Origin of the sequence: Devosia sp. YIM 151766, assembly GCF_030285925.1 — a bacterium.
Classification (GTDB): domain Bacteria; phylum Pseudomonadota; class Alphaproteobacteria; order Rhizobiales; family Devosiaceae; genus Devosia.
On the sequence record NZ_CP127251.1, the window covers coordinates 1,277,932 to 1,299,558 of the forward strand.

Annotated in this window: 33 protein-coding genes and 1 tRNA gene; 5 read left to right on the forward strand and 29 right to left on the reverse strand. The window is 60.6% G+C overall.

Annotation, left to right across the window (positions count from 1 at the left end):
- Window positions 1-7 precede the first annotated feature (7 nt).
- From cls to O9Z70_RS06170, 9 genes are all read right to left on the reverse strand, one after another.
- On the reverse strand, window positions 8-1,459 hold the full coding sequence (gene cls, locus O9Z70_RS06130) for a cardiolipin synthase (protein ID WP_286021584.1): 1,452 nt from the start codon (window positions 1,457-1,459) through the stop codon (window positions 8-10).
- Between the two features lie 62 nt (window positions 1,460-1,521).
- Window positions 1,522-2,571 carry a cysteine synthase A gene (locus O9Z70_RS06135; protein ID WP_286021585.1) on the reverse strand — a complete coding sequence of 350 codons (1,050 nt, stop codon included), beginning with the start codon at window positions 2,569-2,571 and terminating at the stop codon, window positions 1,522-1,524.
- Between the two features lie 166 nt (window positions 2,572-2,737).
- Window positions 2,738-3,184 carry an SRPBCC family protein gene (locus O9Z70_RS06140; RefSeq protein ID WP_286021586.1) on the reverse strand — a complete coding sequence of 149 codons (447 nt, stop codon included), beginning with the start codon at window positions 3,182-3,184 and terminating at the stop codon, window positions 2,738-2,740.
- Complete coding sequence (locus O9Z70_RS06145) at window positions 3,181-4,401, reverse strand: MFS transporter (protein WP_286021587.1); 1,221 nt, start codon at window positions 4,399-4,401, stop codon at window positions 3,181-3,183. The genes O9Z70_RS06140 and O9Z70_RS06145 overlap by 4 nt, the downstream gene beginning before the upstream one ends.
- 98 nt (window positions 4,402-4,499) lie before the next feature.
- A tRNA-Asn gene (locus O9Z70_RS06150) sits at window positions 4,500-4,575 on the reverse strand.
- Window positions 4,576-4,669: 94 nt separating this feature from the next.
- Complete coding sequence (gene mobA / locus O9Z70_RS06155) at window positions 4,670-5,263, reverse strand: molybdenum cofactor guanylyltransferase (RefSeq protein WP_286021588.1); 594 nt, start codon at window positions 5,261-5,263, stop codon at window positions 4,670-4,672.
- Complete coding sequence (locus O9Z70_RS06160) at window positions 5,260-6,438, reverse strand: benzoate/H(+) symporter BenE family transporter (RefSeq protein WP_286021589.1); 1,179 nt, start codon at window positions 6,436-6,438, stop codon at window positions 5,260-5,262. Before O9Z70_RS06160 ends, mobA begins: the two co-directional genes overlap by 4 nt.
- 151 nt (window positions 6,439-6,589) lie before the next feature.
- Window positions 6,590-6,802 carry a hypothetical protein gene (locus O9Z70_RS06165; protein ID WP_286021590.1) on the reverse strand — a complete coding sequence of 71 codons (213 nt, stop codon included), beginning with the start codon at window positions 6,800-6,802 and terminating at the stop codon, window positions 6,590-6,592.
- A gap of 207 nt (window positions 6,803-7,009) precedes the next feature.
- A complete protein-coding gene (locus O9Z70_RS06170) occupies window positions 7,010-8,044 on the reverse strand; it encodes a tyrosine-type recombinase/integrase (protein ID WP_286021591.1) in 1,035 nt (344 codons plus the stop codon).
- A gap of 315 nt (window positions 8,045-8,359) precedes the next feature.
- Between O9Z70_RS06170 and O9Z70_RS06175 the strand changes: the two genes are divergently transcribed.
- A complete protein-coding gene (locus O9Z70_RS06175; RefSeq protein WP_286021592.1) occupies window positions 8,360-8,593 on the forward strand; it encodes a hypothetical protein in 234 nt (77 codons plus the stop codon).
- 2 nt (window positions 8,594-8,595) lie between these two features.
- Here the strand turns inward: O9Z70_RS06175 and O9Z70_RS06180 are convergent, their stop codons facing one another.
- The 19 genes from O9Z70_RS06180 to O9Z70_RS06270 all read right to left on the reverse strand — a co-directional run bounded on the left by O9Z70_RS06180 (window position 8,596) and on the right by O9Z70_RS06270 (window position 19,386).
- Window positions 8,596-9,213 carry an HNH endonuclease gene (locus O9Z70_RS06180; RefSeq protein ID WP_286021593.1) on the reverse strand — a complete coding sequence of 206 codons (618 nt, stop codon included), beginning with the start codon at window positions 9,211-9,213 and terminating at the stop codon, window positions 8,596-8,598.
- Window positions 9,210-10,028 (reverse strand): hypothetical protein, encoded by an 819-nt coding sequence (locus O9Z70_RS06185; RefSeq protein WP_286021594.1) that lies wholly within the window; start codon window positions 10,026-10,028, stop codon window positions 9,210-9,212. Before O9Z70_RS06185 ends, O9Z70_RS06180 begins: the two co-directional genes overlap by 4 nt.
- Window positions 10,021-10,920: a Lar family restriction alleviation protein gene (locus O9Z70_RS06190; RefSeq protein WP_286021595.1), complete on the reverse strand. Its 900-nt coding sequence runs from the start codon at window positions 10,918-10,920 to the stop codon at window positions 10,021-10,023. The genes O9Z70_RS06185 and O9Z70_RS06190 overlap by 8 nt, the downstream gene beginning before the upstream one ends.
- A complete protein-coding gene (locus O9Z70_RS06195) occupies window positions 10,913-11,326 on the reverse strand; it encodes an HNH endonuclease (protein WP_286021596.1) in 414 nt (137 codons plus the stop codon). The genes O9Z70_RS06190 and O9Z70_RS06195 overlap by 8 nt, the downstream gene beginning before the upstream one ends.
- Entirely contained in the window at window positions 11,280-11,471 is a 192-nt protein-coding gene (locus O9Z70_RS06200; RefSeq protein WP_286021597.1) for a hypothetical protein, read from the reverse strand. Before O9Z70_RS06200 ends, O9Z70_RS06195 begins: the two co-directional genes overlap by 47 nt.
- Window positions 11,464-11,817: a DUF2493 domain-containing protein gene (locus O9Z70_RS06205; protein WP_286021598.1), complete on the reverse strand. Its 354-nt coding sequence runs from the start codon at window positions 11,815-11,817 to the stop codon at window positions 11,464-11,466. Before O9Z70_RS06205 ends, O9Z70_RS06200 begins: the two co-directional genes overlap by 8 nt.
- A complete protein-coding gene (locus O9Z70_RS06210; protein ID WP_286021599.1) occupies window positions 11,814-12,233 on the reverse strand; it encodes a recombination protein NinB in 420 nt (139 codons plus the stop codon). The genes O9Z70_RS06205 and O9Z70_RS06210 overlap by 4 nt, the downstream gene beginning before the upstream one ends.
- The gene (locus O9Z70_RS06215; protein WP_286021600.1) at window positions 12,233-12,439 is read right to left on the reverse strand and encodes a hypothetical protein; all 207 of its coding nucleotides are present in this window, start codon (window positions 12,437-12,439) and stop codon (window positions 12,233-12,235) included. The genes O9Z70_RS06210 and O9Z70_RS06215 overlap by 1 nt, the downstream gene beginning before the upstream one ends.
- Window positions 12,440-12,511: 72 nt before the next feature.
- Window positions 12,512-13,522: a recombinase family protein gene (locus tag O9Z70_RS06220; protein ID WP_286021601.1), complete on the reverse strand. Its 1,011-nt coding sequence runs from the start codon at window positions 13,520-13,522 to the stop codon at window positions 12,512-12,514.
- Window positions 13,519-14,502 carry a hypothetical protein gene (locus O9Z70_RS06225; RefSeq protein WP_286021602.1) on the reverse strand — a complete coding sequence of 328 codons (984 nt, stop codon included), beginning with the start codon at window positions 14,500-14,502 and terminating at the stop codon, window positions 13,519-13,521. Before O9Z70_RS06225 ends, O9Z70_RS06220 begins: the two co-directional genes overlap by 4 nt.
- An 8-nt stretch (window positions 14,503-14,510) precedes the next feature.
- Window positions 14,511-14,660, reverse strand: a complete 150-nt coding sequence (locus O9Z70_RS06230; protein ID WP_286021603.1) for a hypothetical protein — start codon at window positions 14,658-14,660, stop codon at window positions 14,511-14,513.
- Window positions 14,657-14,944 (reverse strand): hypothetical protein, encoded by a 288-nt coding sequence (locus O9Z70_RS06235; RefSeq protein WP_286021604.1) that lies wholly within the window; start codon window positions 14,942-14,944, stop codon window positions 14,657-14,659. Before O9Z70_RS06235 ends, O9Z70_RS06230 begins: the two co-directional genes overlap by 4 nt.
- A 144-nt stretch (window positions 14,945-15,088) precedes the next feature.
- A complete protein-coding gene (locus O9Z70_RS06240; RefSeq protein ID WP_286021605.1) occupies window positions 15,089-15,535 on the reverse strand; it encodes a hypothetical protein in 447 nt (148 codons plus the stop codon).
- 261 nt (window positions 15,536-15,796) lie between these two features.
- Entirely contained in the window at window positions 15,797-16,372 is a 576-nt protein-coding gene (locus O9Z70_RS06245) for a hypothetical protein (protein WP_286021606.1), read from the reverse strand.
- A 304-nt stretch (window positions 16,373-16,676) separates the two neighbouring features.
- Entirely contained in the window at window positions 16,677-17,114 is a 438-nt protein-coding gene (locus O9Z70_RS06250) for a hypothetical protein (RefSeq protein ID WP_286021607.1), read from the reverse strand.
- Window positions 17,089-17,454: a hypothetical protein gene (locus O9Z70_RS06255; RefSeq protein WP_286021608.1), complete on the reverse strand. Its 366-nt coding sequence runs from the start codon at window positions 17,452-17,454 to the stop codon at window positions 17,089-17,091. Before O9Z70_RS06255 ends, O9Z70_RS06250 begins: the two co-directional genes overlap by 26 nt.
- 98 nt (window positions 17,455-17,552) lie before the next feature.
- Window positions 17,553-18,356, reverse strand: coding sequence for a TIGR04255 family protein (locus O9Z70_RS06260; RefSeq protein ID WP_286021609.1), 804 nt, complete (start codon window positions 18,354-18,356; stop codon window positions 17,553-17,555).
- A gap of 144 nt (window positions 18,357-18,500) precedes the next feature.
- Window positions 18,501-18,767: a hypothetical protein gene (locus O9Z70_RS06265; protein WP_286021610.1), complete on the reverse strand. Its 267-nt coding sequence runs from the start codon at window positions 18,765-18,767 to the stop codon at window positions 18,501-18,503.
- 28 nt (window positions 18,768-18,795) lie between these two features.
- The gene (locus O9Z70_RS06270) at window positions 18,796-19,386 is read right to left on the reverse strand and encodes an XRE family transcriptional regulator (protein WP_286021611.1); all 591 of its coding nucleotides are present in this window, start codon (window positions 19,384-19,386) and stop codon (window positions 18,796-18,798) included.
- Between the two features lie 155 nt (window positions 19,387-19,541).
- Here O9Z70_RS06270 and O9Z70_RS16265 point away from each other — a divergent pair, with 155 nt between their 5' ends.
- From O9Z70_RS16265 to O9Z70_RS06290, 4 genes are read left to right on the forward strand one after another with little or no spacing between them, the layout of a single operon-like run.
- Complete coding sequence (locus tag O9Z70_RS16265) at window positions 19,542-19,715, forward strand: YdaS family helix-turn-helix protein (RefSeq protein WP_353057817.1); 174 nt, start codon at window positions 19,542-19,544, stop codon at window positions 19,713-19,715.
- Entirely contained in the window at window positions 19,712-19,918 is a 207-nt protein-coding gene (locus tag O9Z70_RS06280) for a hypothetical protein (protein ID WP_286021613.1), read from the forward strand. The genes O9Z70_RS16265 and O9Z70_RS06280 overlap by 4 nt, the downstream gene beginning before the upstream one ends.
- A 33-nt stretch (window positions 19,919-19,951) precedes the next feature.
- Window positions 19,952-20,287 carry a YfdP family phage-associated protein gene (locus O9Z70_RS06285; protein ID WP_286021614.1) on the forward strand — a complete coding sequence of 112 codons (336 nt, stop codon included), beginning with the start codon at window positions 19,952-19,954 and terminating at the stop codon, window positions 20,285-20,287.
- 12 nt (window positions 20,288-20,299) lie between these two features.
- Window positions 20,300-21,136: a DUF2303 family protein gene (locus tag O9Z70_RS06290; RefSeq protein WP_286021615.1), complete on the forward strand. Its 837-nt coding sequence runs from the start codon at window positions 20,300-20,302 to the stop codon at window positions 21,134-21,136.
- A gap of 244 nt (window positions 21,137-21,380) precedes the next feature.
- Here the strand turns inward: O9Z70_RS06290 and O9Z70_RS06295 are convergent, their stop codons facing one another.
- Window positions 21,381-21,623, reverse strand: coding sequence for a hypothetical protein (locus O9Z70_RS06295; RefSeq protein ID WP_286021616.1), 243 nt, complete (start codon window positions 21,621-21,623; stop codon window positions 21,381-21,383).
- Window positions 21,624-21,627: the final 4 nt, after the last annotated feature.

Below are 21,627 nucleotides of genomic sequence, written 5' to 3' on the forward strand. Positions count from 1 at the left end.
GAAAAACCTAGAGAACAGGGGAGAGTAGGCGGGCGGCTTGCGTCAATACATAAAGCGGCCAGGGCCGGCTTTTGACCTCGGACAGCCCCACTTGCCGGCAGGATTCGAAATCCTTGAGCAGCATGGTCTCCACCGCCGAAATCGTCTGCGGATCGGTGAACCACAAGGTGATCTCGAAATTGATCGCAAACGAGCGATTATCGAAATTCACGCTGCCGACCGTCGCGATCTGGTCATCCATCAGAACGACCTTTTGATGAAGGAAACCATCGGTATAGCGGTAAACGTCGATATCGTGCTGCACCATGGCATCAGCATGCGAAATGCTCGCCAGCCAGACCAACTTGTGGTCGGGATTGGCCGGCAGCATGATCCGCACATCGACGCCCCGCAGCCGCGCCGCAAACAGCGCCGTGCGGATATCGGTATCGGGCACGAAATAGGGGCTGACGATCCATAGCCGCTCGCGGGCCCGTCCGATCAGGTCGGTGAAGGCGATAGCGCATTCTTCCAGCTTGTCGGCCGGTCCGCTGCCCATGACCAGCACCGATTCCTCGCCGAAGGTTTCCAGCTCCTTCGGCGGACGGTTGGGCAGCAATTCGCCGGTGGCCCATTCCCAATCCTCGCGGAACAGCAAGGCACAGCCCAGCGCGGCGGGGCCGGAAACCCGCACATGCGTATCGCGCCAATGCCCGAAACGCGGGTCTTCGCCCAGATATTCGACGCCGACATTGTGCCCGCCCACCCAGGCATGCTTGCCATCGGCCACCACGATCTTGCGGTGATTGCGGTAATTGATCCGCGTCGGTCCATAAAGGCGCAGCAATTTGTGCCGGTGATTGAACCCGGCCACCTTCACCCCCGCCTCGCGCAATTCCCGGCGGTAGCGCCGTGGCATGCCCGAACTGCCGATATCGTCATAGAGCAGGAACACCGCGACACCGGCCTTGGCCTTGGCGATCAGCCGTTCCGCCAGTTCCTGCCCCAGCCGGTCGTCGCGCACGATATAGAATTGCACCAGCAGATATTCCTCCGCCGCCTCGATGCCGGCGAAGATCGAATCGAACGTCGCCTTGCCATCGATCAGCAATTCGACCTCGTTGCCCTTGAGGAAAGGCAGCTCCGAGACATGCACCTGCACCGGCCAGAGCGCATCGGTCTCCCGGTCGACCAAAGCCAGGTCCTTGGCGCGCAAGGGACGGTCGGCGCGCCCGTTCTTCATGCGGTCGGTGGCGTAGTCGTCGAACAGCTTCCAGCCGAAGATGAGATAGAGCAGCACCGATGGAATAGGCAGCAATATCAAGGACAGGAGCCAGGCGATCGACCCCTGCGACGTGCGGGAATTGAGGATTTCCCGGATGGCGCAGACAAGGGCGAGCAGATAAATGGCGGCCATGATGACCGCCACCAGATGCAGGTCCGCGACAATGGCGCGCAATATGTCGTTTATGCCGAACACTTTGCCCCTTCAGCGAATGTGCAGGCACTCTAGCATTCGCGGCGGGGGCTGCAATCCCGGAACTAGACCGTCTCCGGCTCCATGACGCTGGAAATGTCGATCGGCGCACGGCCCTCCATCCAGGCCGGCACCGGCAGGCTCTTGCCGCGCAGGAATTCCGGATTGAAAATCTTGCTGGCATAGCGATTGCCGTAATCGCACAGCACCGTGACGATGGTCTTGCCCGGCCCCAGATCGCGCGCCATGCGCACGGCCCCGGCAATATTGATGGCGCTCGAGCCACCCAGGCACAGCCCCTCATGCTCCAGCAGGTCGTAGATATAGGGCAGGGCTTCCGCATCGGAGATCTGGTAGGGCATGTCGACCTTGAGCCCTTCCAGATTGGCGGTGATGCGGCCCTGGCCAATGCCTTCAGTGATGGAATTGCCCGAGGATTTCAGCTCGCCATGGGCGTAATATTCATAAAGCGCCGCGCCTTCGGGATCGGCCAGCCCGATCTTGATGTCCGGATTGCGTGCCCGCAAGGCCTCGGCCACACCGGCCAGCGTTCCGCCCGATCCAACGGCGCAGATGAAGCCGTCGATACGGCCGCCGGTCTGCTGCCAGATTTCCGGGCCGGTGGTTTCCACATGGGCGCGGCGGTTCGAAACATTGTCGAACTGGTTGGCCCACACCGCGCCATTCGGCAATTCGGCATCGAGCTTTTCAGCCAGACGGCCCGAAACCTTGATGTAATTATTGGGGTTCCTGTAGGGCTTGGCCGGAACCTCGATCAACTCCGCACCATAGAGGCGCAGCGCGTCCTTCTTTTCCTGGCTCTGCGTTTCGGGGATGACGATCACCGATTTGAAGCCGAGCGAATTGGCCACCAGCGTCAGCCCGATGCCGGTATTGCCCGCCGTGCCCTCCACAATGGTGCCGCCCGGCTTCAGCTTTCCGGACTTCACCGCGTCATGGATGATGAACAGCGCGGCGCGGTCCTTGACCGACTGGCCCGGATTGAGGAATTCCGCCTTGCCCCAGATGTCGCAGCCCGTGAGGGTAGAGACGCGATTGAGACGGATCAACGGCGTATTGCCGATGGCGGAAATGAGGTCTTCGTGCTTGGCCATGTGTCTTCTGCTGGAGGATCAGACACTTATCGTAGGTGTCGGCTGGCCCTGCCGCAAGGCATAAGCGCTTGCGGGGCAGGCGTTTTCCCTCTTGAGACGGGCGCGGCAAAACCTGGGCGTGGATGCGGCGGGCGCGGGAATATTATTCCAGCGATACGGCTCGCCGCTACTCCATCAACTCGGCCAATTGCTCCAGCACGGCGCTCCATGCCTCCATGGAGAAAATGCGGGTCTGCGCATCGGCATGCGGCAGGCCGCGCTCGGTCAGCGTGATGCTGGTCGCATCTTCGCCGATGGCCTTGAAGGTGATGTCGAGCACGAAGATCAGTTCGTCTTCCTCGTCCTTGTACACCCAGGACAGTACCAATCTTTGGTCCTCGACGAATTGCAGAATTTCGCCGGACACCTCGGAATCGGCTTCGTCGTCTTCATCGGCATAGGTGACGAAATGATATTGCCCGCCTTCGAAGGCGTCGAATTCGGCCTCGTCGACCTGCCATTGCTCGATCAGGGCCGGGTCGGTCCAGGCGGCGAACACATCGCTGACATTGGCCGCGATAATGCGCGTCAGCGTGATCTGGCTTTCGCCGTCGATCTCGGTGCCATTGTTCACGCTGCACTCCTTTCCGCCCGCAATTCGGCCGTCTTCGGTAGGAAGACGGTGAGTATCCCCAAGGCCGGGAGGAAGGCGCAGATCTGGAACACGGCAATCATGCCGATCCAGTCGGCAAAGGCGCCCATCACCGCCGCCCCCAGCGCGCCGATGCCGAAGGCGAAGCCGAAGATGAACCCGGCGATCATCCCGACCTTACCGGGCACCAGTTCCTGCGCATAGACCACCATGGCCGAAAAGGCCGAGGACAGGACGAGCCCGACCATGACGCTCATCACTGCCGTCCAGAACAGGTCCAGATAGGGCAGGGCGAGCGTGAAGGGCAGCGCCCCCAGGATCGACACCCAGATGACGGCCAGCCGCCCATAGCGGTCGCCTACCGGTCCGCCGATAAAGGTGCCGGCGGCAACGGCCCCGAGGAAGGCGAACAGATAGAACTGCGCCTCCTGCGCCGTCAGCGCGAATTTCTCGATGAGGAAGAAGGCGTAATAGCTCTTCAATCCCTCGATATAGATGAACTTGCTCAACAGAAGCGCGCCGATCACCGCAAAGGCGATGATGAGCCGCCCGCGCGACAAAGCCGGCTTCTGAATCACCGCCTGGGGCCGGCCGGCGGCCTGGCGCTGATGCTCGACGAACCAGCGGCCCACATAGGTGAGCAGGGCCAGCCCGAGCGCCGCTACGATCAGGAAATAAAAGATGCTGGCTTGCCCCAGCGGCAGCAGGATCAGCGCCGCGGCCAGGGGACCCAGCGCCGTGCCGGCATTGCCGCCGACCTGGAACAGCGATTGCGCAAAGCCCAGCCGTCCGCCCGACGCCATGCGGGCGACGCGCGAGGCCTCAGGGTGGAACAGCGCCGAGCCGGTGCCCAGGACCACGGCGGCGATGAACAACAGCCAGAAGCCATTGGCGGCCGCCAGAAGGACGACGCCGACGGCGATGATGGTCATCGACAGCGCCAGCCAATAGGGTTTCGGTTTCAGGTCGCCGGAAAGGCCGAAAAGCGGCTGCAACAGGCAGGCGGTGATCTGCTGGCCCAGCGTGAGCAGGCCGATCTGCAGATAGGACAGGCCGTAATTCTCCTTGAGCATCGGATAAAGCGCCGGCAGCAGGAATTGCAGCAGATCGTTGAGCAGATGCGCCCCGCTGACCGCCAGGATGATGGTCAAGGCTGTACGCTGCGCATCGGGCGCAGAGGTCGAAGAAATACTGGTCATGGAAAATTCTTTGGAACGGTTTGCGCCGTCCTATCCCGCAGAGGACGGAAGCGCAATCGTCACCGCGCAATATCGGGCATTGGGGGGAAGGGGGGAAATGGCTCCGCGAGCTGGACTCGAACCAGCGACCATTCGATTAACAGTCGAACGCTCTACCAACTGAGCTATCGCGGAACACTTCACACGCCCTCTTGGCGAGAGCGAGGTCCGTGTAACCAAACTGATCCGGTTTGCCAAGCCCCCAATGCAGGCCGATGTGAATAAGTTGTCATTCGTCCCCGGCCCGGGCGCGCCGGCCAAGGGCGATGAGGTCGGCGAGCGTGTTGAGATTGACGAAAGGATCCGCCGCCGCCCGGCTGGTCCAGTCGACCGGGCCGGCGCCCAGGCTTTGCAGCAGCCGTTTGGGACTGTCGGGCATTGTCCCTGAAAGAAGCGGATAGAGCCCGGACAGGCGATAGATCGCATTGGTCGGATAGATTTGCTGCCCCCAGGCGGCATAGGCGGCCTGGGCGCCGCCATCGAGCGCCGCGATCATCCGCGCCGCGAAATCCCGTGGCAGGAAAGGCGTGTCGACGGCCATGGTCAGCAGGAGATCGCCTGGTTCGGCCGCCCCATGAAGATGCCGGAGAGCGGCCGCGATCCCGGCCATGGGGCCGCCGAACGACAAGGTGCCGTCGGCGATAGTGTTATCCGCGCCGATGCCGGTCGGACCCGGCCCGGTGGAGACTATCGCCGGCAGGTCTCCCAGTCGTTCGGTGACGCGTTCGAGCAGCGTCCGGCCGCCGATCCGAAGCTCGCCCTTGCGCACATCGCCCAATCGGCTGCCGCGCCCGCCGGCCAGAATGAGCGCCTGGACCGTCATTTCCGCTGGCCCTGGCGCAGCAGCACCAGCAAGACGATGCCGCCGACCAGGCCCCAAAAGGGTGCGCCTATCCCCAGAATGGTGATTCCCGAGGCGGTCGCCACGAAGGTGAGAATCGCCGGCAGCCGCACATCCTCATCGGCCAGCGCGCCGGCCAGCGCCGAGGCCAGGCTGGAAAACAGCGCCAGGCCGGCCACCGCCTGGATCAGCAGCGGCGGCGATGCGGCGATGAAGGCGGCGGCGAGGCTGGCCAGCAGGCCCAGCGCCAGATAGGTGAAGCCGGCGGCAACCGGCGCCGGCCAGCGCCGCGCCGGATCGGGATGCGCTTCCGGCCCGGCGCAGATCGCCGCGGTAATCGCCGCCAGATTGCTGGCAATGCCCCCGAACAGCGCCGTGGCGGCGCTGGAAAAGCCGGTCAGCACGAAGATCGGCGCCGGCTCCAGCGCATAGCCATTGGCTTTCATCACCGCCACGCCCGGCAGGTTCTGCGAGGCCATGGTCACCACATAAAGCGGCAGCGTAATGCGGATCAGGGCGTCGAACGTGAATTGAGGCATGACCGGAACGAGGCTCGGCCAGGCGCCGTCGAAGGTCCCGGCCGGCAGATGGGTAGTGGTGGCCAGCACCACACCGGTCACGGCAACGGCGATGGGCACGGCATAGCGCCGCGCAAAGCGCAGCCCCAGCGCCCAGGCCGCCAGAATCGGCAGCGCCAGGAAAGGCAGTTCCGCCACCGCATTGATCGGCGCCAGGCACAGAACCAGCAACATGCCGGCCAGCATGGCATTGGCCAGCGCTGCCGGCAGGGCGGCCACCAGCCGCGCCAGTGGCCCGACGAAGCCGGTCAGCGCTATCAGCGCCGCACAGACGAGAAACGCCCCCGCCACCGCCGGAAATCCACCCACCGGCTCGCCGACCGTCAGCAGGAAAGCCGCCCCGGGCGTGGTCCAGGCAAAGCTGACGGGCCGCCGCACCCGCCAGGCCACGACGATATTGAGGATGCCGATGGCGATGCACACAGAAAACAGCCCCGAGCCGGCCTGTTGCGGCGAGGCGCCCGCCGCCGTCAGCGCCGCCAGGACCAGCGTGAAGGTGCTGGCATAGCCGACAATGGCGGCGAGCACGCCGGCAAGGATCGGCTGCGCCAAATCGCTGTTGTTGATGGAGGCTTGCATGACGATTCCCGGAATACGGTGCCGGAAGCTAGAGCATCGTGCAGAAAAGTGGAGTCCAGTTTCCGCAAAAACGATGCGGCGACAAGAAGATGGAGCGGTACTTTGCGTTCGATAGAACGCACGCCGCTCTAGGCGTTTGCGGACGGCAAGGCTATTGGTGTCGGCCCGATGGGCTGGCGCGTTTGAATTGATCCGTCAGCGCCAGCAGCACCACCATGTGCAGCCGCTCCGGCGTGGTCGGCGCCTTGAGGCATTTGACCCGCGAAGACACGGTATAGCGCGCGCCGTCCCGCTCGCCGCTGGCGGTATAGACCAGATATTTGCTGGCCGCGTCGTAATAGGACGAGGTCACCTTGAACTGCATCGGCGTCCCGCGAATATTCACCTCTTGGCAAAGAGCCTATTGCATAAGCGTTTTTCGTCCAATAGGTACTGGCCGAGGGCCGCGTGGCGGAGTGGTTACGCAGCGGATTGCAAATCTGCTGATATGCCCGACACCCCTTGGATTTCCTGCACACACCAGCATTCATAACCGCACCAAAACGGCTCATTTCGGGCCGGTTTGCACACGCTATTTTGCCAGTTTTTTGAAGACTCGAACGCTAGTCTTGCGCATTTCGGCGCCCCGGCTGTAGCGTCTCCCCATCCCCTCCGACATATCGCCCAGCATGTCAGCCACCTCGCGGTCGGAGAATCCCGATTCGCGCAGCTCGCTGCCGAACGTGACGCGCAGTCCGTGCAAGGTTAGGTCGGCACTGTCGGGAAGCGCATCCTTGAATTCTTCCGATAGCTTCATTTGCTGCCACACCTGGCGCATGGCATTTTCCGAAGGATACGCCTTCCCGAGGCTGTTCCGGCAGATGGGCGCATTCGTTGCCGGCTGCACCGTGCCGTCGCCCACCTTCATTGCGTCGAGCAGGCTCCGCAGTGCCGCCGGCACCCCGATGGTAATCTGTCCCACCTTCTTGCCGTTTTTCTTCGGGATAAAGGCCAGCACCTTCCCCATGTCGGGGTCTGTGCGGTAATTCTCCCAGGTCAGTGCCGCAATGTCCTGCCCCCGCAAACCGCAATGTTTGGCTATGGCTAGAACCGGCCGTAGATGGGTAGGGGCGAGGCTGTAGGCGGTTTGGTACTCTTTCTCGGACCAGCGGCGGTTGGCATCGTCACTGGCCTTGTAGAGCCTCCTGACGCCCTTTGCGGGATTAGACTTCATCAGTCCCGCCTCCATGGCATCGCGGAAAACGTTGGACATGACCGCAATCACAAAATCGGAGAACTTCTCGCCCTTCTCCGCGGCGGCGATGTCCCGCATCTCCACGACATCGGCTGTCTCGATCATCTCAACGCTATAGTCGGCGCAGCGGTCGAGGAAGAGCAGCACCTTGGCATAATCGTCGCGGGTACGCTCAGCTAGCGACAGGAATCCCTTGCTGGTGCGATAGCGCTCGGCCAAAGCTCCGAAGGTGCCGGCAGCATATTGGCGCTGGCGCTTCCGTTCCGCCGTGGAATAGGCATGGAGGAAATCCGCGCCCTCCATGAGGCGGTCAAGCTCTGCTCGCGTTCCAGATGCGGATAGGAGCAGCTTGCCGGTCGCGCGCAGCGACACATACCACTTCCCCGTCTTGTTCCGGCGGATATTAAGCCCTCTGAGCTTCACGCGAGGCACGCCACATTGCTCCCATGCCCTGCCGTTTCGGCAGGCCGGGATTGTCTAAGGACATCAGCCACTCGTCTAGCCGGGTGCGTAGGTAGCGCCGGCCATGCTTCGAGCTGGTGATAACTACGGGGATAACCGGGCAGGTGGCCGTAAAGGTGTCAACGGACAAGCCGCAGTACGCTGCCGCCATTTGCTGGTTCATGGCCGCGGGCCAGCCCGGCAATTGTGATGGTGCAAGGCCCTTGCTCATGGCATCATTGCTCCATGACCTCCGACGAAGCCGATCAGCGCATTATCCTGAGCCGCCATACCCTCCGCCGCTACAGTGCGATGGTCGCGGCCGGCGAGCTTCCGGTTATGGACATGGGCCTGATGAATGACGAGCTCGACCTGCTGGAGCGTATTGCGGAAAAACACCCTAGCAAGGTCGAAAAGATCAGGGCCTTGGGCGAGGAATGGCTGGCGATGATGGCGCAGATCAGGGCGAAGTTGAACTAGCATCACCTCTCTCCTTCCTGGGTGAGAGCGGAGCGGCCGGCAGAACGATTGTACACCCCATGAGGGCGCGGAAGCCCGCTGGGCCGCTTAAGGTGACGCCAGGTTTCTCCACGCAAAAGGCGCTGAATTGTGGAGCGATCGAGGCTGTACTTCGCAGCAAGATCGGAGGTCAAAACTCCTGCGGAGGCCGCATGCAAGATTTCGGATGCCAACGCCTCTGTTAGTTTGTGGCCACCGGCTTCTTCTCCGCGAGGTGGGCGCCCGGCTTTGAAGTGAGACTGCTCGCTGGTTATCGATGACTTGCCGCGCCCTTTGCGCACCATGTCCTTCATGTTGACCGTCGCGTGCCCTAGAAAAAGATGCCTAGGATTGACACAGCATGGATTGTCGCAGTGATGGCAAACCATCAGCCCATCGGGGATTTCTCCGCAAAAGATGGTGTACGATACCCTATGTGCTTTCCATGTTTTTCCACGGAATGCCAGGTACCCATACCCTTGGGCGTTCTTTGCGCCCGTCCACTCCCAGCATCCATCTCCTCTAAAGACCACCTTTGCGGTCAGTCTGGCAGCGTCCGGGTCTTTTGCGATGATGCGTGTTTCCGCCTTCGTCAGCTTCATTCCCCGCCCTCCTGTGTTTCGAGAACGGAACGGGCGCGGCGGAACGCTTGCACGAACAGATCTCCGATGCGAACGTCACTTTCCTCCGGCACCAGTTCCAGGCGGTCAGTGTCAGAGAAGCCCTCGGTTTCGACCTCCATATATTCGCCAAAATCGGCGAACGGCGTCAGCGCCTCCCTCAGCCTCTCGTTCTCGGTCGCCTCATCCCGATACCGGCCTTCCCAATACCGGTAATCGACGGGATTGCCGGTAAGGCGAACGATATTCGCCCCAAGCCTCTCGTTCTCGGCAGTGAGCTTCTGCACCTGCTGTTCAGCGTCCAGCCGTGCCTCATTGGCATCGACGTATTTCTGGAACGCCTCTGCCTCTCTGTGAGTCAGCCGCTCGATCTGTTCGTCTTTGGATTGGAGGGCGGAAAGACGTTCAGCTACCTTTCCGCAATCAACCCCGCTGGCAAAGCACCTTGGGCAGTAAACATCGCTGTCATCGCCAAAGCTGTCGGTGCCGCAGCGCTCGGAAGACCCGACCCACCCACATCGATCGCATGACGCGAGATAATAAGGCTCCTGGACCTCGAATGACACAACAGGCTCATCGTAGGCCGCCATCTGCTTGAGGTTTTCGAGGCGAATTTCCTCGGGAGACATTTCCCCACCCTCCACCAGCCCATCATCAGGGGCGGGGGGAGCGGAGAGATAGGCGGCAACCACCATTCTCGTCATGGCGTGAAAAGGTTCGTCCGAGCTGTCGCCATGGTACATGCCGGCCAGCTTATCCGCCGCCGCCTCAAGGGCCTTCTCATTCAACTCAACCATTGTGGGCCTCGCTGGAAAGAGCGGCGGCTCGGCGCGCGTCAAGCGGATGCAGTTGGATTTCGGACCAGGCGACCAGTTCATCGCCGGGGCTCAAAAGCGCGGAATAGTTCTCGTCATATTCACCTTCGCTAGAAGCGGTGTACCAGCCAGTTGTCGGGCACCCTTCGTCATGCTCGGTTTCGCACTCGCAAACTTCAAATTCGAGTGGATATGCGTTGAGATAGATGGCGGGAAAGGTCCACACATTTCCGGATTGGGCTCGTCGCACGGCCACGATGAAATAACGATCGGAGCCATTCGGAATGGAGGGTGGGATTTCAGGAGAGAACCACGTCACCTCATCCGTGATCATCACGGCCTTTGACGGGGGAGACAGGTAAACAGGAAAGGCGTCATCTTCATCCGGCGATGCGATCTCGTATCGAGCATCGCCGCCATCTGGAGGGAAGGCCACGTAGGACAGCCAGACCACCGGCTCTACCCCTGCCGGCCCTTGCGTCTCATCCGCTAAAGGCAAATCATCTTGTGTATCACCAGAGGCCGGTTCGTGAGGGACAAGACAGGCCAAGGTCGCGTCAGCATAGTCGCGCGCGGCCTTATTCACCATTTCTGGCACCGCGACGTAGCGATCAACATCGTTTCGCTTGCGCCAGCTTTCACCACGCAAGAACGCGTCGATCAGCATTTGCTCGCTCACCTCCACCCCTGCCGGGGATTGTCGGCGGTTCCAGGCGGCGATGGCTAAATCAGCCGTCCATTTCCCGTTACCTCCTGCATCGCAATTTTTACAGGATACAGACCACATAGTCGTTCCTCTGACATTGTGGACCAGCCCATCGCCGCCGCAAAACGGGCAGGGCAGCAGCCTCTCATTGCTGATGGGGTCAGTCATGATGTTCTGGCTCCTGGAAATAAGCGAGGCCGACGCCCTTGGTGAGGCGCCTGGTCGCTGTGCGTTGATGGTTGCCGGCACCGAGGCGGCGAGCCTTGGGCGTCGTCAGCGCGCCGATGTGCCGATCTCGCTGCCGGTCGCTTTTGCGGATCGTCGGGATATCCACGGTGAAGGTCTTTTCGTCGTGGCAGGCGTCACAAAGGACGCGGCAGTTTTCCAGCGTCGGCTCGCCGCCCATCTGGTCGGGCAGGTCGTGGTCGTAGGCGTATTTGCCGGGGAACAGCTTGGCGGTGCATTTTTCGCACTTGCCGCCGCACCTGGCCCATGCCTGCGCCTTCACCTTGCGGGAAAACTCGCGCCTAGCCATGGCCCACCTCTTGCCGGCCAAGGCGATGATCCCGGTCATCGGCAAACCATTCGAGCAGATCGGCGGCTTCATAAGCTGCGTCCCGGTCGCCATTGCGAAGGCGCTCAATGACCGCCCGGACGCCATGCAGCAGGCAATCCGGGTCTTCGCCGTGGACTTCGAGGCAGGTGCATTTGTCAGTCATGGGGAATCTCCACGACCTTGATGCCTGCGCGTCGCGCTTTCCGAACCATGTCGGCAGTGCAGCGACCGCCCGGGAAGGCTATGACCCAATCGGGCCGGCCCTCTGCTAGCATCCGCGCATTGCGTGCTGGGCCTGCGAACGTGCCTTGGTTCTCCCAATCGGCCTCATAGGTTTCGACCGGGACGCCGCCGACATTCTCGGCCCAGCGACGGGCAAGATCATCGGCGCCCCGCGCCCCGCCTTCGATAATGCAATCTATCCCAGCCTCGGCGTGGAGTTTGTCGAGAACGGCATAGACGCGACGGCTGTCGTTGTAGTTACGGCCGCCGGTGACGAGAACTCTCATGCTGCGGTCCTTTCCTGCAATTCGAGGAAGCCGCCGCGGCGGGTCTCACGCCACTCAACGCCATGCTCATCGCCGTACTGGTAGATGACGGTGATCAGGTCCGACATTTGCGCGACCGTGAGGCGCGAGGTCCGAAACCCGACCGGGAAGGGGCCGGAGCCGTCCAAACCCTCGGCAAACATCACCTGATGACCAAGCGCGTGCATAAACGCGGCTTTCCAGGTCTCGGGCACCCAGTTGCGGCCCTCGGGCTTTGCGCGCGCGACGTCTGCCAGCATCGCCCACATTTTGGCATTCTGGTCATTCGAGCGCTGGGGCGGTGCGATTGTGATGCGAGCGTTTGGGCCGGCCTCGCGGATCGCCTCAATGCAGTTGGCCAGGATGCGTTCATCGCGGATGGTGAAATACCGTGCCATCAGCCGCCTCCCACCCCGCACACCCACCGGACACGCTTGTCAAAGGCATCCTCAAGGCGGCGCACTAGTTTCTCGGACAGCGAAATATACCGCTCGTTATTGCAGAACCTGTCGCTCCAGTTGGACAGGTGAGCGTCGTTCTTGCAGCCGTCCAGAGCGGCAATCGCTTCTTCGACGTATTGAACATCAGAGAGGGTGGCGATCATTTGAAATCCTCCAGGCCGCTTGTTCGGCTGCTTAGCCCCGGCGGATGGGGCACCTGGTCCCTTTCGGTGGAATTACGGGCGGTCGCCGGGGAACATGTCGTCCTGCGGCGGCGAGGGCGGCTGCGGCGTCGAAACACGCTTCATCGCCCGCGCTTTGATCTTGTTGGCGATTTCGAGATTGGTTTCGTCGCTGGTCAGCGTGGCTTCCACGTCGAGTTCGGACCATGCGGCCTCGATGCCATCGGCGTCCTTGGCGGCGGCCATGGCGATTTCCAAATCCTCGAAGAATGCGGCGGCGTCGAAATCCTGCTCTCCGGTCACGGCTTCGGGCTGCTCGTCAATGATTGGCTCGTCGGGCTCGGCCGCCGGCGCTACGGGGGGGCTGGGCGGAGAAGGAGGCGACGGCGGCGTGAGGGCGGCCGGCGTCACGTCGCGCATGTCCTCGACTTCTGCGATTTCACGGGCCTCGAACTCGTCACGGATGCCGCCAAGTACGTCACCGAACAATTCGCGGAGGCAGTAACCAGCAGCGCGCCATGCCAGCATCCGCTTGGGGAAGCGGAACCACGGGCTATCGTTAGGCTTCTGCTCGTTCTTCTTGTCCCACTTGTTCCACTTGGTGACGATGGCTTCGGTCTGCCAAAGGCCGGCGCGAACGGCGTCTTCCTGGCTGAACTCGACGCGCTTATCCTCGCCGGTGTCATTGCGCTTGGCTTCGCACCAGCCGATCATCTGCCCGTCGCGCTCGTCGCAGCCGGTGCGCAGATACGCAACGCGTCCGGACATGCGCACGACATTTATAAGGCCATCGCCATAAAGCGCGGGCTTGCCGTTGATGACGGTGAAGCTGCGGAGGGCGACCATGGGCTGTAAGCCAAGCTCGGCGCCGGACATGATGGCAACAGTCACGGCGCTGATTGCCGCGTCACCTTCGAGCTTGCCGATCAGCGCCGCCGGCGCGAGCCCGCCCATATAGACCGCCTTGGCGACCCGGTATGTTTCCTCGAAGGTCTGCGGCACGATGGCCATGACATGTCCGCCACCGGTGAGCGGGCGGGGAAGTGTTGTGACATTCGACATCATGCGGCCCTCTGCTCGGTGGAAATGGCCATGCCCGGAAGCTCGACGCCGGATTTCGCAGCGCGGTTAGCCAGCGTCTGGACCAGTTCCTGAATTTCGGGGCGGTCCTTGAGCGCCATCAGCAGCGTGTCGAAATCGGTGATCTGGCCGTAGACGAACGTGCGCAGCGAAACCTTGGCGCCGGTGCGGCCTGCGCTGGCATTGCGCGCCTCGGCTTCCTTTGCCTTCTCGTCAGCCTCCTGTTGGAGCCGTTCGGCCTCGGCTGCGGCGGTATCATCATCGGCCTTCGCCGCTTCCGCAGCCTTTGCCTCAGCCTCGCGGCGGATGCGGTCGGCTTCCTCACGCGCGATCCGCTGACGCTCTTTTTCCTGTCGGACCAACTCGTTCAGGTAGGCGTCCAGATGGCGCTTGAGCTTCTTGGTGAGAGTGTCCGGCTCGTCCTTGAGGTCACGCCACTTGTCGTCCACGACCTTGCACATGTCCCAATGCGGCTGCTTTTCGGTCTTGTGCAGGTTCGTGGCCTTGGACTTGATGCCCGAGAGGCGCTTAGTCAGCACCGCGATCTGATCGGCGTGGCTCTGCTCCGTGACCGGCTTTGCCAGCAGTTCGGCCGCGACTTCCTGTTCGGCGGCAAACTCGATCTTGAGCGCTTCGAACGGATCGGTCGGCATATTGCTCGGCACGGTGGCCGTACGCGGCTCGTCGGACCAGCCTTTGCCGGCCATCACCTTGTGATATTCGGCCTCGGTAATGGGCTTGTCGCAAACCCAGGTCCAGATACCGGCGGCGTCAGCGGCCTTCCCATCCACCACGGCGATGAATTCGCCCTCCTGCTTCCAAATGGCCACAGGCACGAAAGGTCCGTCCTTGAACAGCCGGCGGCGATAGAAACCGCACTGCGGATCGCCGTCATGGACCGGGCCAAGTGTGCCGGCCAACGCGTTGATCCAATAAACATAGTCGGGATGGACGGCTGCAGACATATCGGCTCCTATCCGCGCAGCCAGTCGGCGGCGGTGAAAATGAAGGGGAAGATGAGAACCATCACGGCCAAATGGATCGCGGCTTCGCGCAGTTGTTCGCGGATCGACAATAGGCCGGTGGCAGAGGTGATCTGGTGGGAGAGGGGTTTGCAGCTCATGGGATCAAGTCCGAATAATCCACGCCCGCATCGCGCATCCGCTGAAACAGCACGCCCATGGCCTCATCCTTCTGGCGCAGCGCTCGGCTTAGCTTGGCCACTTCGTCGCGCTCGGATGCCCGATCGTTTGCCATTTGGCCGATGGTTGCCGCCGCTTGGCCGAGCGTGAAATTCAGATCATCAAACGGGAAGTCCGCTGGACGGGCCTTGCGCTGATCGTGCAGCATGAGCGCGTCGACAATCTGCTGCTCTTCGGCGGTGGTATGCCTCACTGCCTCAGCCATTCTTGGCCTCTTTGGTTATGGGTGTTCGGGATAGACGGGATATTTCCGCGATGACGACTTCCTGCTCCGAGCCGTTGTCAGCGCCACGTCGGGCTGCCTCTCGGAGCAGGGTGAGTTCGGATATGAGGGTGGAGGTCATGGCCGTTACTCCGCCGCCACAAGGGCAGGAGCCTCAACAGGAGCCAACCGACCGCGAGCCGGGAATGACGGCCAGCCGCGAGACGTGGCGCGCTTCGCCAGTTCTTCCGGCGTCCGCGATGTTCCGACCGACTGGTAAGCCAGCATCAGCATGGTGACGGCAGCGGTGTTGAGCGGGATCAGATAGTCGAGGTGGATTTCGTCGGCCGGGTCCATGCCGCGACGGGCAAAAATGCCGGCATATTCTTCCTGGCCTGCTTCAATGGAGGCGTAGCGGTTGATCGCAGCGAACAGCAGGCCGTCGAAGTCGTTGGAATTGCCGCAGGTGGACCAGAAAGCAGGGCGGCCCGCCTCAAGATTGGCAACGGCGTCGTCATCCAGTCCATACGTGCGGGTGACGTCGATCAGGTCGACAATCTGCTTGCGCTCTTGGGTCCAGAATTGCTTCGCCATTCCATCCTCCATCTGTGTTCCCAGGAGATCGGCTCGGAGAGCGATTGGCCTGGGGTGATGGAGGTAAGCTACTAGCAAACTAGTATGCTTGTCAACAAGAAAACTAGTAGAAAATTGCCCGCCCAGAATCACCCTGCTATAAGAGGGTGTCAGCCCGGAGGGCTGGGGCGGGGTGCGGGCAAAGAAAAACCCGGCGCTGGGCCGGGTCGTCTAAGGATAATGGAGGTAGGGAAAGCTGATGCCGACCTCGGTTGAGATATTCTATGTCGCGCTGCCGCTGGCGGTGATTATTTTGTGCGTCACGGTCCTGCTAAACGTGCGATCCGGAATGGCGCTTGAGCGCAGGGTAAGATCAATGGAGATCGAGCTTGCTTCGCTCCGAGGCGGAATGAACAGGTATAAACTCTGAGAGACCCGGTCATTCTCACCCATTATCGCCGTGCCCTTGTGGTGGCCCGCCGGCGCTAAAACGATGCCCAGCTTGCGTGAATTGGTCAGAGTTACTCTTCCAAGCCCAGTCGCGTCGATGTGCTGCTCATCCCAGTTATTCTCTCTCGGCATTTTTGGCAGGTCGCCATAGATTGCCAGTTTCGTGCCGACCGGCATTGTGACGCGGGCATGGTCTATGTGCCAGGTGACCGGCTCGACATTTCTGACGATGAATGAGGTTCCATACCAGTTCGCAATCCCGGCCATGGGCGTGATCGGAAAAGTCTCGATGGCAGGATAGGAAGGTTTCGTCTGGGCAATTGTTGCCCCGCGAGAATAGTAAACGCCTGCCAAGGCGATAAGCACGCTGGCTACCGCAGCAAACGACCCAACAGCAACCCAATCCATATCCGCCCCCATCCCTCGATCCACATTACTGGGGCGAGAAGGAGAGTCCATAGTCAAAGAAAAACCCCGCTCTATAGCGGGGCTAAGGTAGGGATGATATGGCTCTCGCCCCTCGGGCCAAAGCCATATTGGCCTGCATTGCTGGTGGTCGAAAAAGCCCCGGTGATGGCCGGGGCTATGAAGGTGATGTTCCGGAGATGGAGTAGGGGACAGCAAAAAGCCCGCAGGCTAGGGCGGGGCTACAAGACTTGTATCGGGACAAAGAAAAAGCCCCGGTGATGGCCGGGGCTTGTTTATGATGCAGCTAGGTCAACGATACATCCGCCAATGGCCTGTGCCACGTTGCGCGCTGCTGTAGCGCTCGCTTTTGGCTTTTGGTCTGTACGCCCCAGATTTCTCCGTGATGTGGCAAGTCTGGGGGCAGCGGATTAAAGCCAACCTTAAAACCAAGCGCTCTGACGTCTCCAGCAGGGAACACTACCGAGCCGATAAAGGGCGGCTTCGCCACGTATGTTACGGGGTCTTCCCCGTCCTCAAGTAATTGCGTCTCCAAATCAACCGACAGGCCGCCATTTTGCGAGGCGGCTTGAAATGCCATGGTCGACAAACGCCTTCCTGAGGCGGTGGAGACCACATGCTGTGGTGAAACGCGTCTGATCAATCGGTCTTGATCAACAATGCCATCGTGGTCGTGTGGCACCACGTTGCCATTGTCATCAACCGGCGGCGGCGTGAGCGGCAAGCGGCACCTGATGCAACTGAGAAATCCACTCGACCACTTGGGTAAAGTCGTTGGTCAACGCTAGTTCCTCGCCGTCCGGCCCGGTGCTTGGAGATCTGCGCCAAGCATCAACGCGATTCGGTCCTCGGACGTGCAATTCAATAGAGGTATGCAAATAGTGCCATTCTACCTGAAGATCACCAGACGGGCCGGGAACGATCTGAGGGGCGTCCATGTCACCAGGACAAATGGATCTAAGCATGTTGAGGGTAAAAAAACCCGTTTCAAAGCGAACGGGAGTGCCCTGATAGCCATCCCAACCCTTTGACAGGCGCATCAGCTCATCAATACGATTTGACACGGTCTTGGTCCACGAGTTGTCGGGGTGTTGGACAATTGTCTTCCCCGAATGCGCGCGAAACCGCACGACATTTGTGTCACCCGACGAAGAGACCACATTCATTGGGTTCGTTGCCATTTTTTATGAGCTTTTTCTGTCGTTAGGTTGGCAAATGATTCCACTATAACTTGACGTCCCGAAGCGAGAAATTCAAGGGCACCAATAATTCCAGGCTTGCGTGGGGCCCCACGCACTGTATGCGAGAACACAATAAATGGTTGACCTGTTGTGTCCCAATTTGTCCCAAACTCGACATAAATCCTGGCTACTGGCCCATCTTGGTCTGTGAGCACTTTTTGAAAGGCTCCGCCTCCAGCCTCTACCTCGCTAGCGGGCAGCGAGACAAAGTTCAGGTCAGAGAATGGCCAATCACGATCGTCGTCGCCCAGATAAAGCCGGTTGATGTAGGTGATCTCGGCTTGAGTGATCAACAGAGGCGATTTGCCAAAATCTAGGGCAAACTGATTGAGCAACGAAAGCTCGCGATGAAAACGCTCGGCTAGGTACTCATATCGGGGGTAGACCCCTCCTACACCATCCAACTGACGCCAGTTGTGGAACATGCGCGTTGGCTCAAACTGCAATAATTCATGTTCATCCGACTGTAGAAACCAAAATCTCGGATGCTGTGTTATATCACCAAACTGAACTTGAAAATTTGGCGCCGGCCGTGAGCCGAACGTTTCAAACTGGGGCGGTGACGGCGGCTGGGTGATGGCCTTGGGGTATTGATCTTTGTATAATTCCCAGACTTCTCCGGCATTGATCAAGCCGTAATCCGGAATCTGATCAAACTGGACGCCCAAAACTATCTCGTTCAAAGGGGGCGCTGCAAAATCTGGCAAACTAGCTGGTCGGCTCACCGCTTACTCCTGATGCTAGCGGTAAAGGTCACGTCTTATAGCGCTAGTCAACTCACCTTGATGCCGCATCATCTCAGGAAGTCTTAACCCCGTACAAGAAAGTGCACTTTCCCCGGGCTTGCTGGCTCCACCCACCCTATAGCCTCAAGCATCCCTGGGCCTCAGATGCTGCTCGATCAGTTCCCGCGCCATGTCCATGACGTGCCCGTATACAGGAATCTCGTCTGCGGCCGCTTGTTGCTGCTCGAGGAGGAAGAGGGCGGTCTCGTATATCTCGACGGTTTCCTCCCCGGAAAGGACGCCCTTGTCATGGAGGGATTGCACCAGGGCGGCCAGAATGGCCGAGCTCGACAGGGTGACAGCGGCCACCATGGGCAGTGGATCGGGCTCGCTGCTGTAATCGTCGCTCATGGCTCTCTGGCAGCCTTGGACTTGTTGGTCATTTGGGCTTTATCCAGTCGATGGGCGCAGCCCACTCCACAACCTGATCCTCCATCAACGGGAAGTACGGGTTGAGGCTGGCAAGGGACCACAGGTTCGACGTCGATCCTTGTTGGACGATCTTTACGAAAATTCTGCCATCGGCCAGTTGCACAACAGCCCGTTTGTTCAACATGTCGCCCGGCGGCATCAGTCGAGAATAGTAGAGCAAGGTGCCCGGTTCGTATGCTGGGAACATAGAGTCCCCCTTGACCCTCACGGCAACGGTATTCGGCCCAGCGTCTGCCGGAGCCGGCGCAGTGTCGTCACCATCCCCTTCAATTGCCAGAACCTCGGCGCCAGCACCAATATTTCCCTTGAGCGGGACGCGAGCATCGTCATCGGCGGAAAGCACATAATCCGGATCAATCTCGTCAACGCCCACCTTGAGCGCCCGGGCCAAGGCTGGGAGTTCGGTCGTGCTTTCATTCACGCCATTCTCGATCTGCGAGATCAATTGCTGACTCACCCCGGCCGCCTTGGCGAGCGCCGCCTGGGACATCTTCGCCGCCGCCCTTAACCGCTTGAGATTTATGCCTATTGAACTCATGCGGGCATTCTACCAGTGCGCTTGTGACGATCTACACAAGTTTTCTAGTTGACGGCGCGGCGCTGATCTACTAGTTTGCTTGTATGCCAAAGCTAAGATCACTCATTGAGCGTGCCGTTCGGCACCACGGTTCCCAAGCCAAGCTGGCGGCCAAGATGGGCTGCTCCCAGCAGCAGATCGCGTATCTGCTCAAGGCGAGCAACATCACCGCCGAAATGGCCATCGCGGTGGATACGGCGACGGATGGGGCGGTGTCTCGCCATCAGCTTCGGCCCGATATTTTCCCATCGCCCAGTCCCTCCCCCTCTCCCCAGAGGGCAAGCGCATGAGCAAGCCATCCCTGCGCTACATTCACAACCCAAGTCAGCCCAGCCGCTTCTATCTGCGCCGGGACGGCCAGTATCTCCACTGGTCCGCGAAGTCGCTCACCATCGTCCGAGACCAAGCGTGGTCGGGCACCGAGCGCCAGGGCCTCAACTGCATTGTCAAATTTCCAACGGCGAAGGGCTGCGTGCTCTCGCCGGTCGACTGACCGCCTGTCCCCACCAACCGAAAGGACCATCTGATGAGTTCGATGCAGAACATCATCGCGGAAGCGGACCGTGGGCAACTGCTCACCGATGCTGATTACGCCATCGAAGAAATCCTCACTGCTCTTGCTGACGACTACGAGCGATCCGGCGAAATCACCATCAAGGTCAAGTTCAAGACCAAGAACGGCGCCGTGCAAATCCTGCCCGAGTTGACCCACAAGCTGAGCAAGCCCGAGCGCGTCACCACGCTGATGTTCCTCACGGACAACGGTGAATTGTCCCGCCGTGATCCGCGTCAGCCCGTCATGCCATCCGTCGCGGACGCGGACGAGTTGAACCGCCGCCGCACCGAAAAATCCGCAAGCTAAGGAAATCCTGACATGAACGAAACTACGCATGTCCGCGGCGACGTGGAAGTCGCAATCGACGCTCTCGCCGAAGCCCATGTGTCCGGCGCATTTCCCACACCTAACGGCGGCCAAGTGCTGTTTGTCGGCAAGGGGCTGCGCACCGAAGTGATCCAGCCGCTGAACCCTGTCCTGCCGGCACGTGTGAGCCAGGCAGAAACCGTGGTCGAGCCCGCGTCTTTCATCGACTACATCATCCAGTTCAAATCCCCGACCGCGATCTGCCGCGCTTCGCTGAGCGGTAACAACATCACTGCCGTGCTGGACTATCACGGCCGCGCACGTGAATCCGAGGATGGCGCGGTTCCTCAGCCGCTCACCCATACTGTGACGCTGAAATGCCCGTTCGATCTGGACTACGCCAAATGGCGCTCTGTTTTCGGCAAGGGCCTCAACCAGACCGATTTTGCCGAACTGCTCGAAGATATGGTCCACACCATTTCCGAGCCCGCCGTTGCCGATCTGATGGAGGCCATCAACGACCTCAAGATTGACCGGGAAGTCCGGTTCAAGTCGGGCCGTAATGACCGCAACGGCACCGTCCAGATCACCTATGAAGAAATCGACGCCGAAGGCACTTCGACCGGCGGGCGGGTGACGTTGCCGCAGGAAGTGAAAATCGTCCTTTCGGTGTTCCAGGGCGGTGAACTGGTCGAGTTGATCGCCAAGCTCCGCTACCGGATGGAAAAGGGCGCAGTGGCCTTCATCCTTGTGGTTCCGGGCCTCGACAAGATTGAGCGCGACCAGTTTCGCCGCATTGGCGAAAAGGTCCGAGCGGATACCGACACGCCCGTCTTCTACACCGCCTGAAATCGTCCCGCGAATAGCCGGGGCGATTATCGTCCCGGCCTCGCTGATGTGAGGTTGATATGACCCGTCGCCCCGGCTCACTCGATGCGTCCCGCGTTCTTTGGCCTCTGGTCTATGGGCTGGCTCTTGTCCTGATCGCTGCACACGTCCTGATGATCGTGGGGGCGCTGTGATGGGCGCGGTCTCCACCATTGGACGCGACGGGGCAGGGCCTTTGGCCAGGGCCAGCCTGGGCGCCACTGCGTCATCGATCATTGTCAACGACGAGCATCAGAAAGGCGGCGCGGTTTCTGGTCATGCGCCCCGTCGCCTTCCTCATGCTCGTTTTCAGTTTGCCGGGTTGGGCTATGCCCGGCAAAGGCCGGTGCGCCCCTCCTCCTCCCTCCGCACCGGCCACCCCATTCACGCGATCCGATTGCAGTCGGGCCGCGCGCAGTCCCTCGCGGATCAGCTTCGCTCGCAATGTGTCGCTGACCTCGTAGTCCATGCAA

What these genes read in the sequence shown, in the direction of transcription:
- O9Z70_RS06145 (WP_286021587.1), bottom strand. Translation starts at nt 4,401, where the DNA reads ATGACCAGTATTTCTTCGACCTCTGCGCCCGATGCGCAGCGTACAGCC.
- O9Z70_RS06240 (WP_286021605.1), bottom strand. Translation starts at nt 15,535, where the DNA reads ATGGCGAAGCAATTCTGGACCCAAGAGCGCAAGCAGATTGTCGACCTG.
- O9Z70_RS06160 (WP_286021589.1), bottom strand. Translation starts at nt 6,438, where the DNA reads ATGCAAGCCTCCATCAACAACAGCGATTTGGCGCAGCCGATCCTTGCC.
- O9Z70_RS06190 (WP_286021595.1), bottom strand. Translation starts at nt 10,920, where the DNA reads ATGACTGACCCCATCAGCAATGAGAGGCTGCTGCCCTGCCCGTTTTGC.
- O9Z70_RS06220 (WP_286021601.1), bottom strand. Translation starts at nt 13,522, where the DNA reads ATGATGTCGAATGTCACAACACTTCCCCGCCCGCTCACCGGTGGCGGA.
- O9Z70_RS06135 (WP_286021585.1), bottom strand. Translation starts at nt 2,571, where the DNA reads ATGGCCAAGCACGAAGACCTCATTTCCGCCATCGGCAATACGCCGTTG.
- O9Z70_RS06210 (WP_286021599.1), bottom strand. Translation starts at nt 12,233, where the DNA reads ATGGCACGGTATTTCACCATCCGCGATGAACGCATCCTGGCCAACTGC.
- O9Z70_RS06185 (WP_286021594.1), bottom strand. Translation starts at nt 10,028, where the DNA reads ATGGTTGAGTTGAATGAGAAGGCCCTTGAGGCGGCGGCGGATAAGCTG.
- O9Z70_RS06230 (WP_286021603.1), bottom strand. Translation starts at nt 14,660, where the DNA reads ATGAGCTGCAAACCCCTCTCCCACCAGATCACCTCTGCCACCGGCCTA.
- O9Z70_RS06165 (WP_286021590.1), bottom strand. Translation starts at nt 6,802, where the DNA reads ATGCAGTTCAAGGTGACCTCGTCCTATTACGACGCGGCCAGCAAATAT.
- O9Z70_RS06295 (WP_286021616.1), bottom strand. Translation starts at nt 21,623, where the DNA reads ATGGACTACGAGGTCAGCGACACATTGCGAGCGAAGCTGATCCGCGAG.
- O9Z70_RS06270 (WP_286021611.1), bottom strand. Translation starts at nt 19,386, where the DNA reads ATGAGTTCAATAGGCATAAATCTCAAGCGGTTAAGGGCGGCGGCGAAG.
- O9Z70_RS06280 (WP_286021613.1), top strand. Translation starts at nt 19,712, where the DNA reads ATGAGCAAGCCATCCCTGCGCTACATTCACAACCCAAGTCAGCCCAGC.
- O9Z70_RS06290 (WP_286021615.1), top strand. Translation starts at nt 20,300, where the DNA reads ATGAACGAAACTACGCATGTCCGCGGCGACGTGGAAGTCGCAATCGAC.
- O9Z70_RS06225 (WP_286021602.1), bottom strand. Translation starts at nt 14,502, where the DNA reads ATGTCTGCAGCCGTCCATCCCGACTATGTTTATTGGATCAACGCGTTG.
- O9Z70_RS06265 (WP_286021610.1), bottom strand. Translation starts at nt 18,767, where the DNA reads ATGAGCGACGATTACAGCAGCGAGCCCGATCCACTGCCCATGGTGGCC.
- O9Z70_RS06200 (WP_286021597.1), bottom strand. Translation starts at nt 11,471, where the DNA reads ATGACTGACAAATGCACCTGCCTCGAAGTCCACGGCGAAGACCCGGAT.
- O9Z70_RS06175 (WP_286021592.1), top strand. Translation starts at nt 8,360, where the DNA reads ATGACCTCCGACGAAGCCGATCAGCGCATTATCCTGAGCCGCCATACC.
- O9Z70_RS06285 (WP_286021614.1), top strand. Translation starts at nt 19,952, where the DNA reads ATGAGTTCGATGCAGAACATCATCGCGGAAGCGGACCGTGGGCAACTG.
- O9Z70_RS06215 (WP_286021600.1), bottom strand. Translation starts at nt 12,439, where the DNA reads ATGATCGCCACCCTCTCTGATGTTCAATACGTCGAAGAAGCGATTGCC.
- mobA (WP_286021588.1), bottom strand. Translation starts at nt 5,263, where the DNA reads ATGACGGTCCAGGCGCTCATTCTGGCCGGCGGGCGCGGCAGCCGATTG.
- O9Z70_RS06235 (WP_286021604.1), bottom strand. Translation starts at nt 14,944, where the DNA reads ATGGCTGAGGCAGTGAGGCATACCACCGCCGAAGAGCAGCAGATTGTC.
- O9Z70_RS06205 (WP_286021598.1), bottom strand. Translation starts at nt 11,817, where the DNA reads ATGAGAGTTCTCGTCACCGGCGGCCGTAACTACAACGACAGCCGTCGC.
- O9Z70_RS16265 (WP_353057817.1), top strand. Translation starts at nt 19,542, where the DNA reads ATGGGCTGCTCCCAGCAGCAGATCGCGTATCTGCTCAAGGCGAGCAAC.
- O9Z70_RS06180 (WP_286021593.1), bottom strand. Translation starts at nt 9,213, where the DNA reads ATGAAGCTGACGAAGGCGGAAACACGCATCATCGCAAAAGACCCGGAC.
- O9Z70_RS06245 (WP_286021606.1), bottom strand. Translation starts at nt 16,372, where the DNA reads ATGGATTGGGTTGCTGTTGGGTCGTTTGCTGCGGTAGCCAGCGTGCTT.
- O9Z70_RS06195 (WP_286021596.1), bottom strand. Translation starts at nt 11,326, where the DNA reads ATGACCGGGATCATCGCCTTGGCCGGCAAGAGGTGGGCCATGGCTAGG.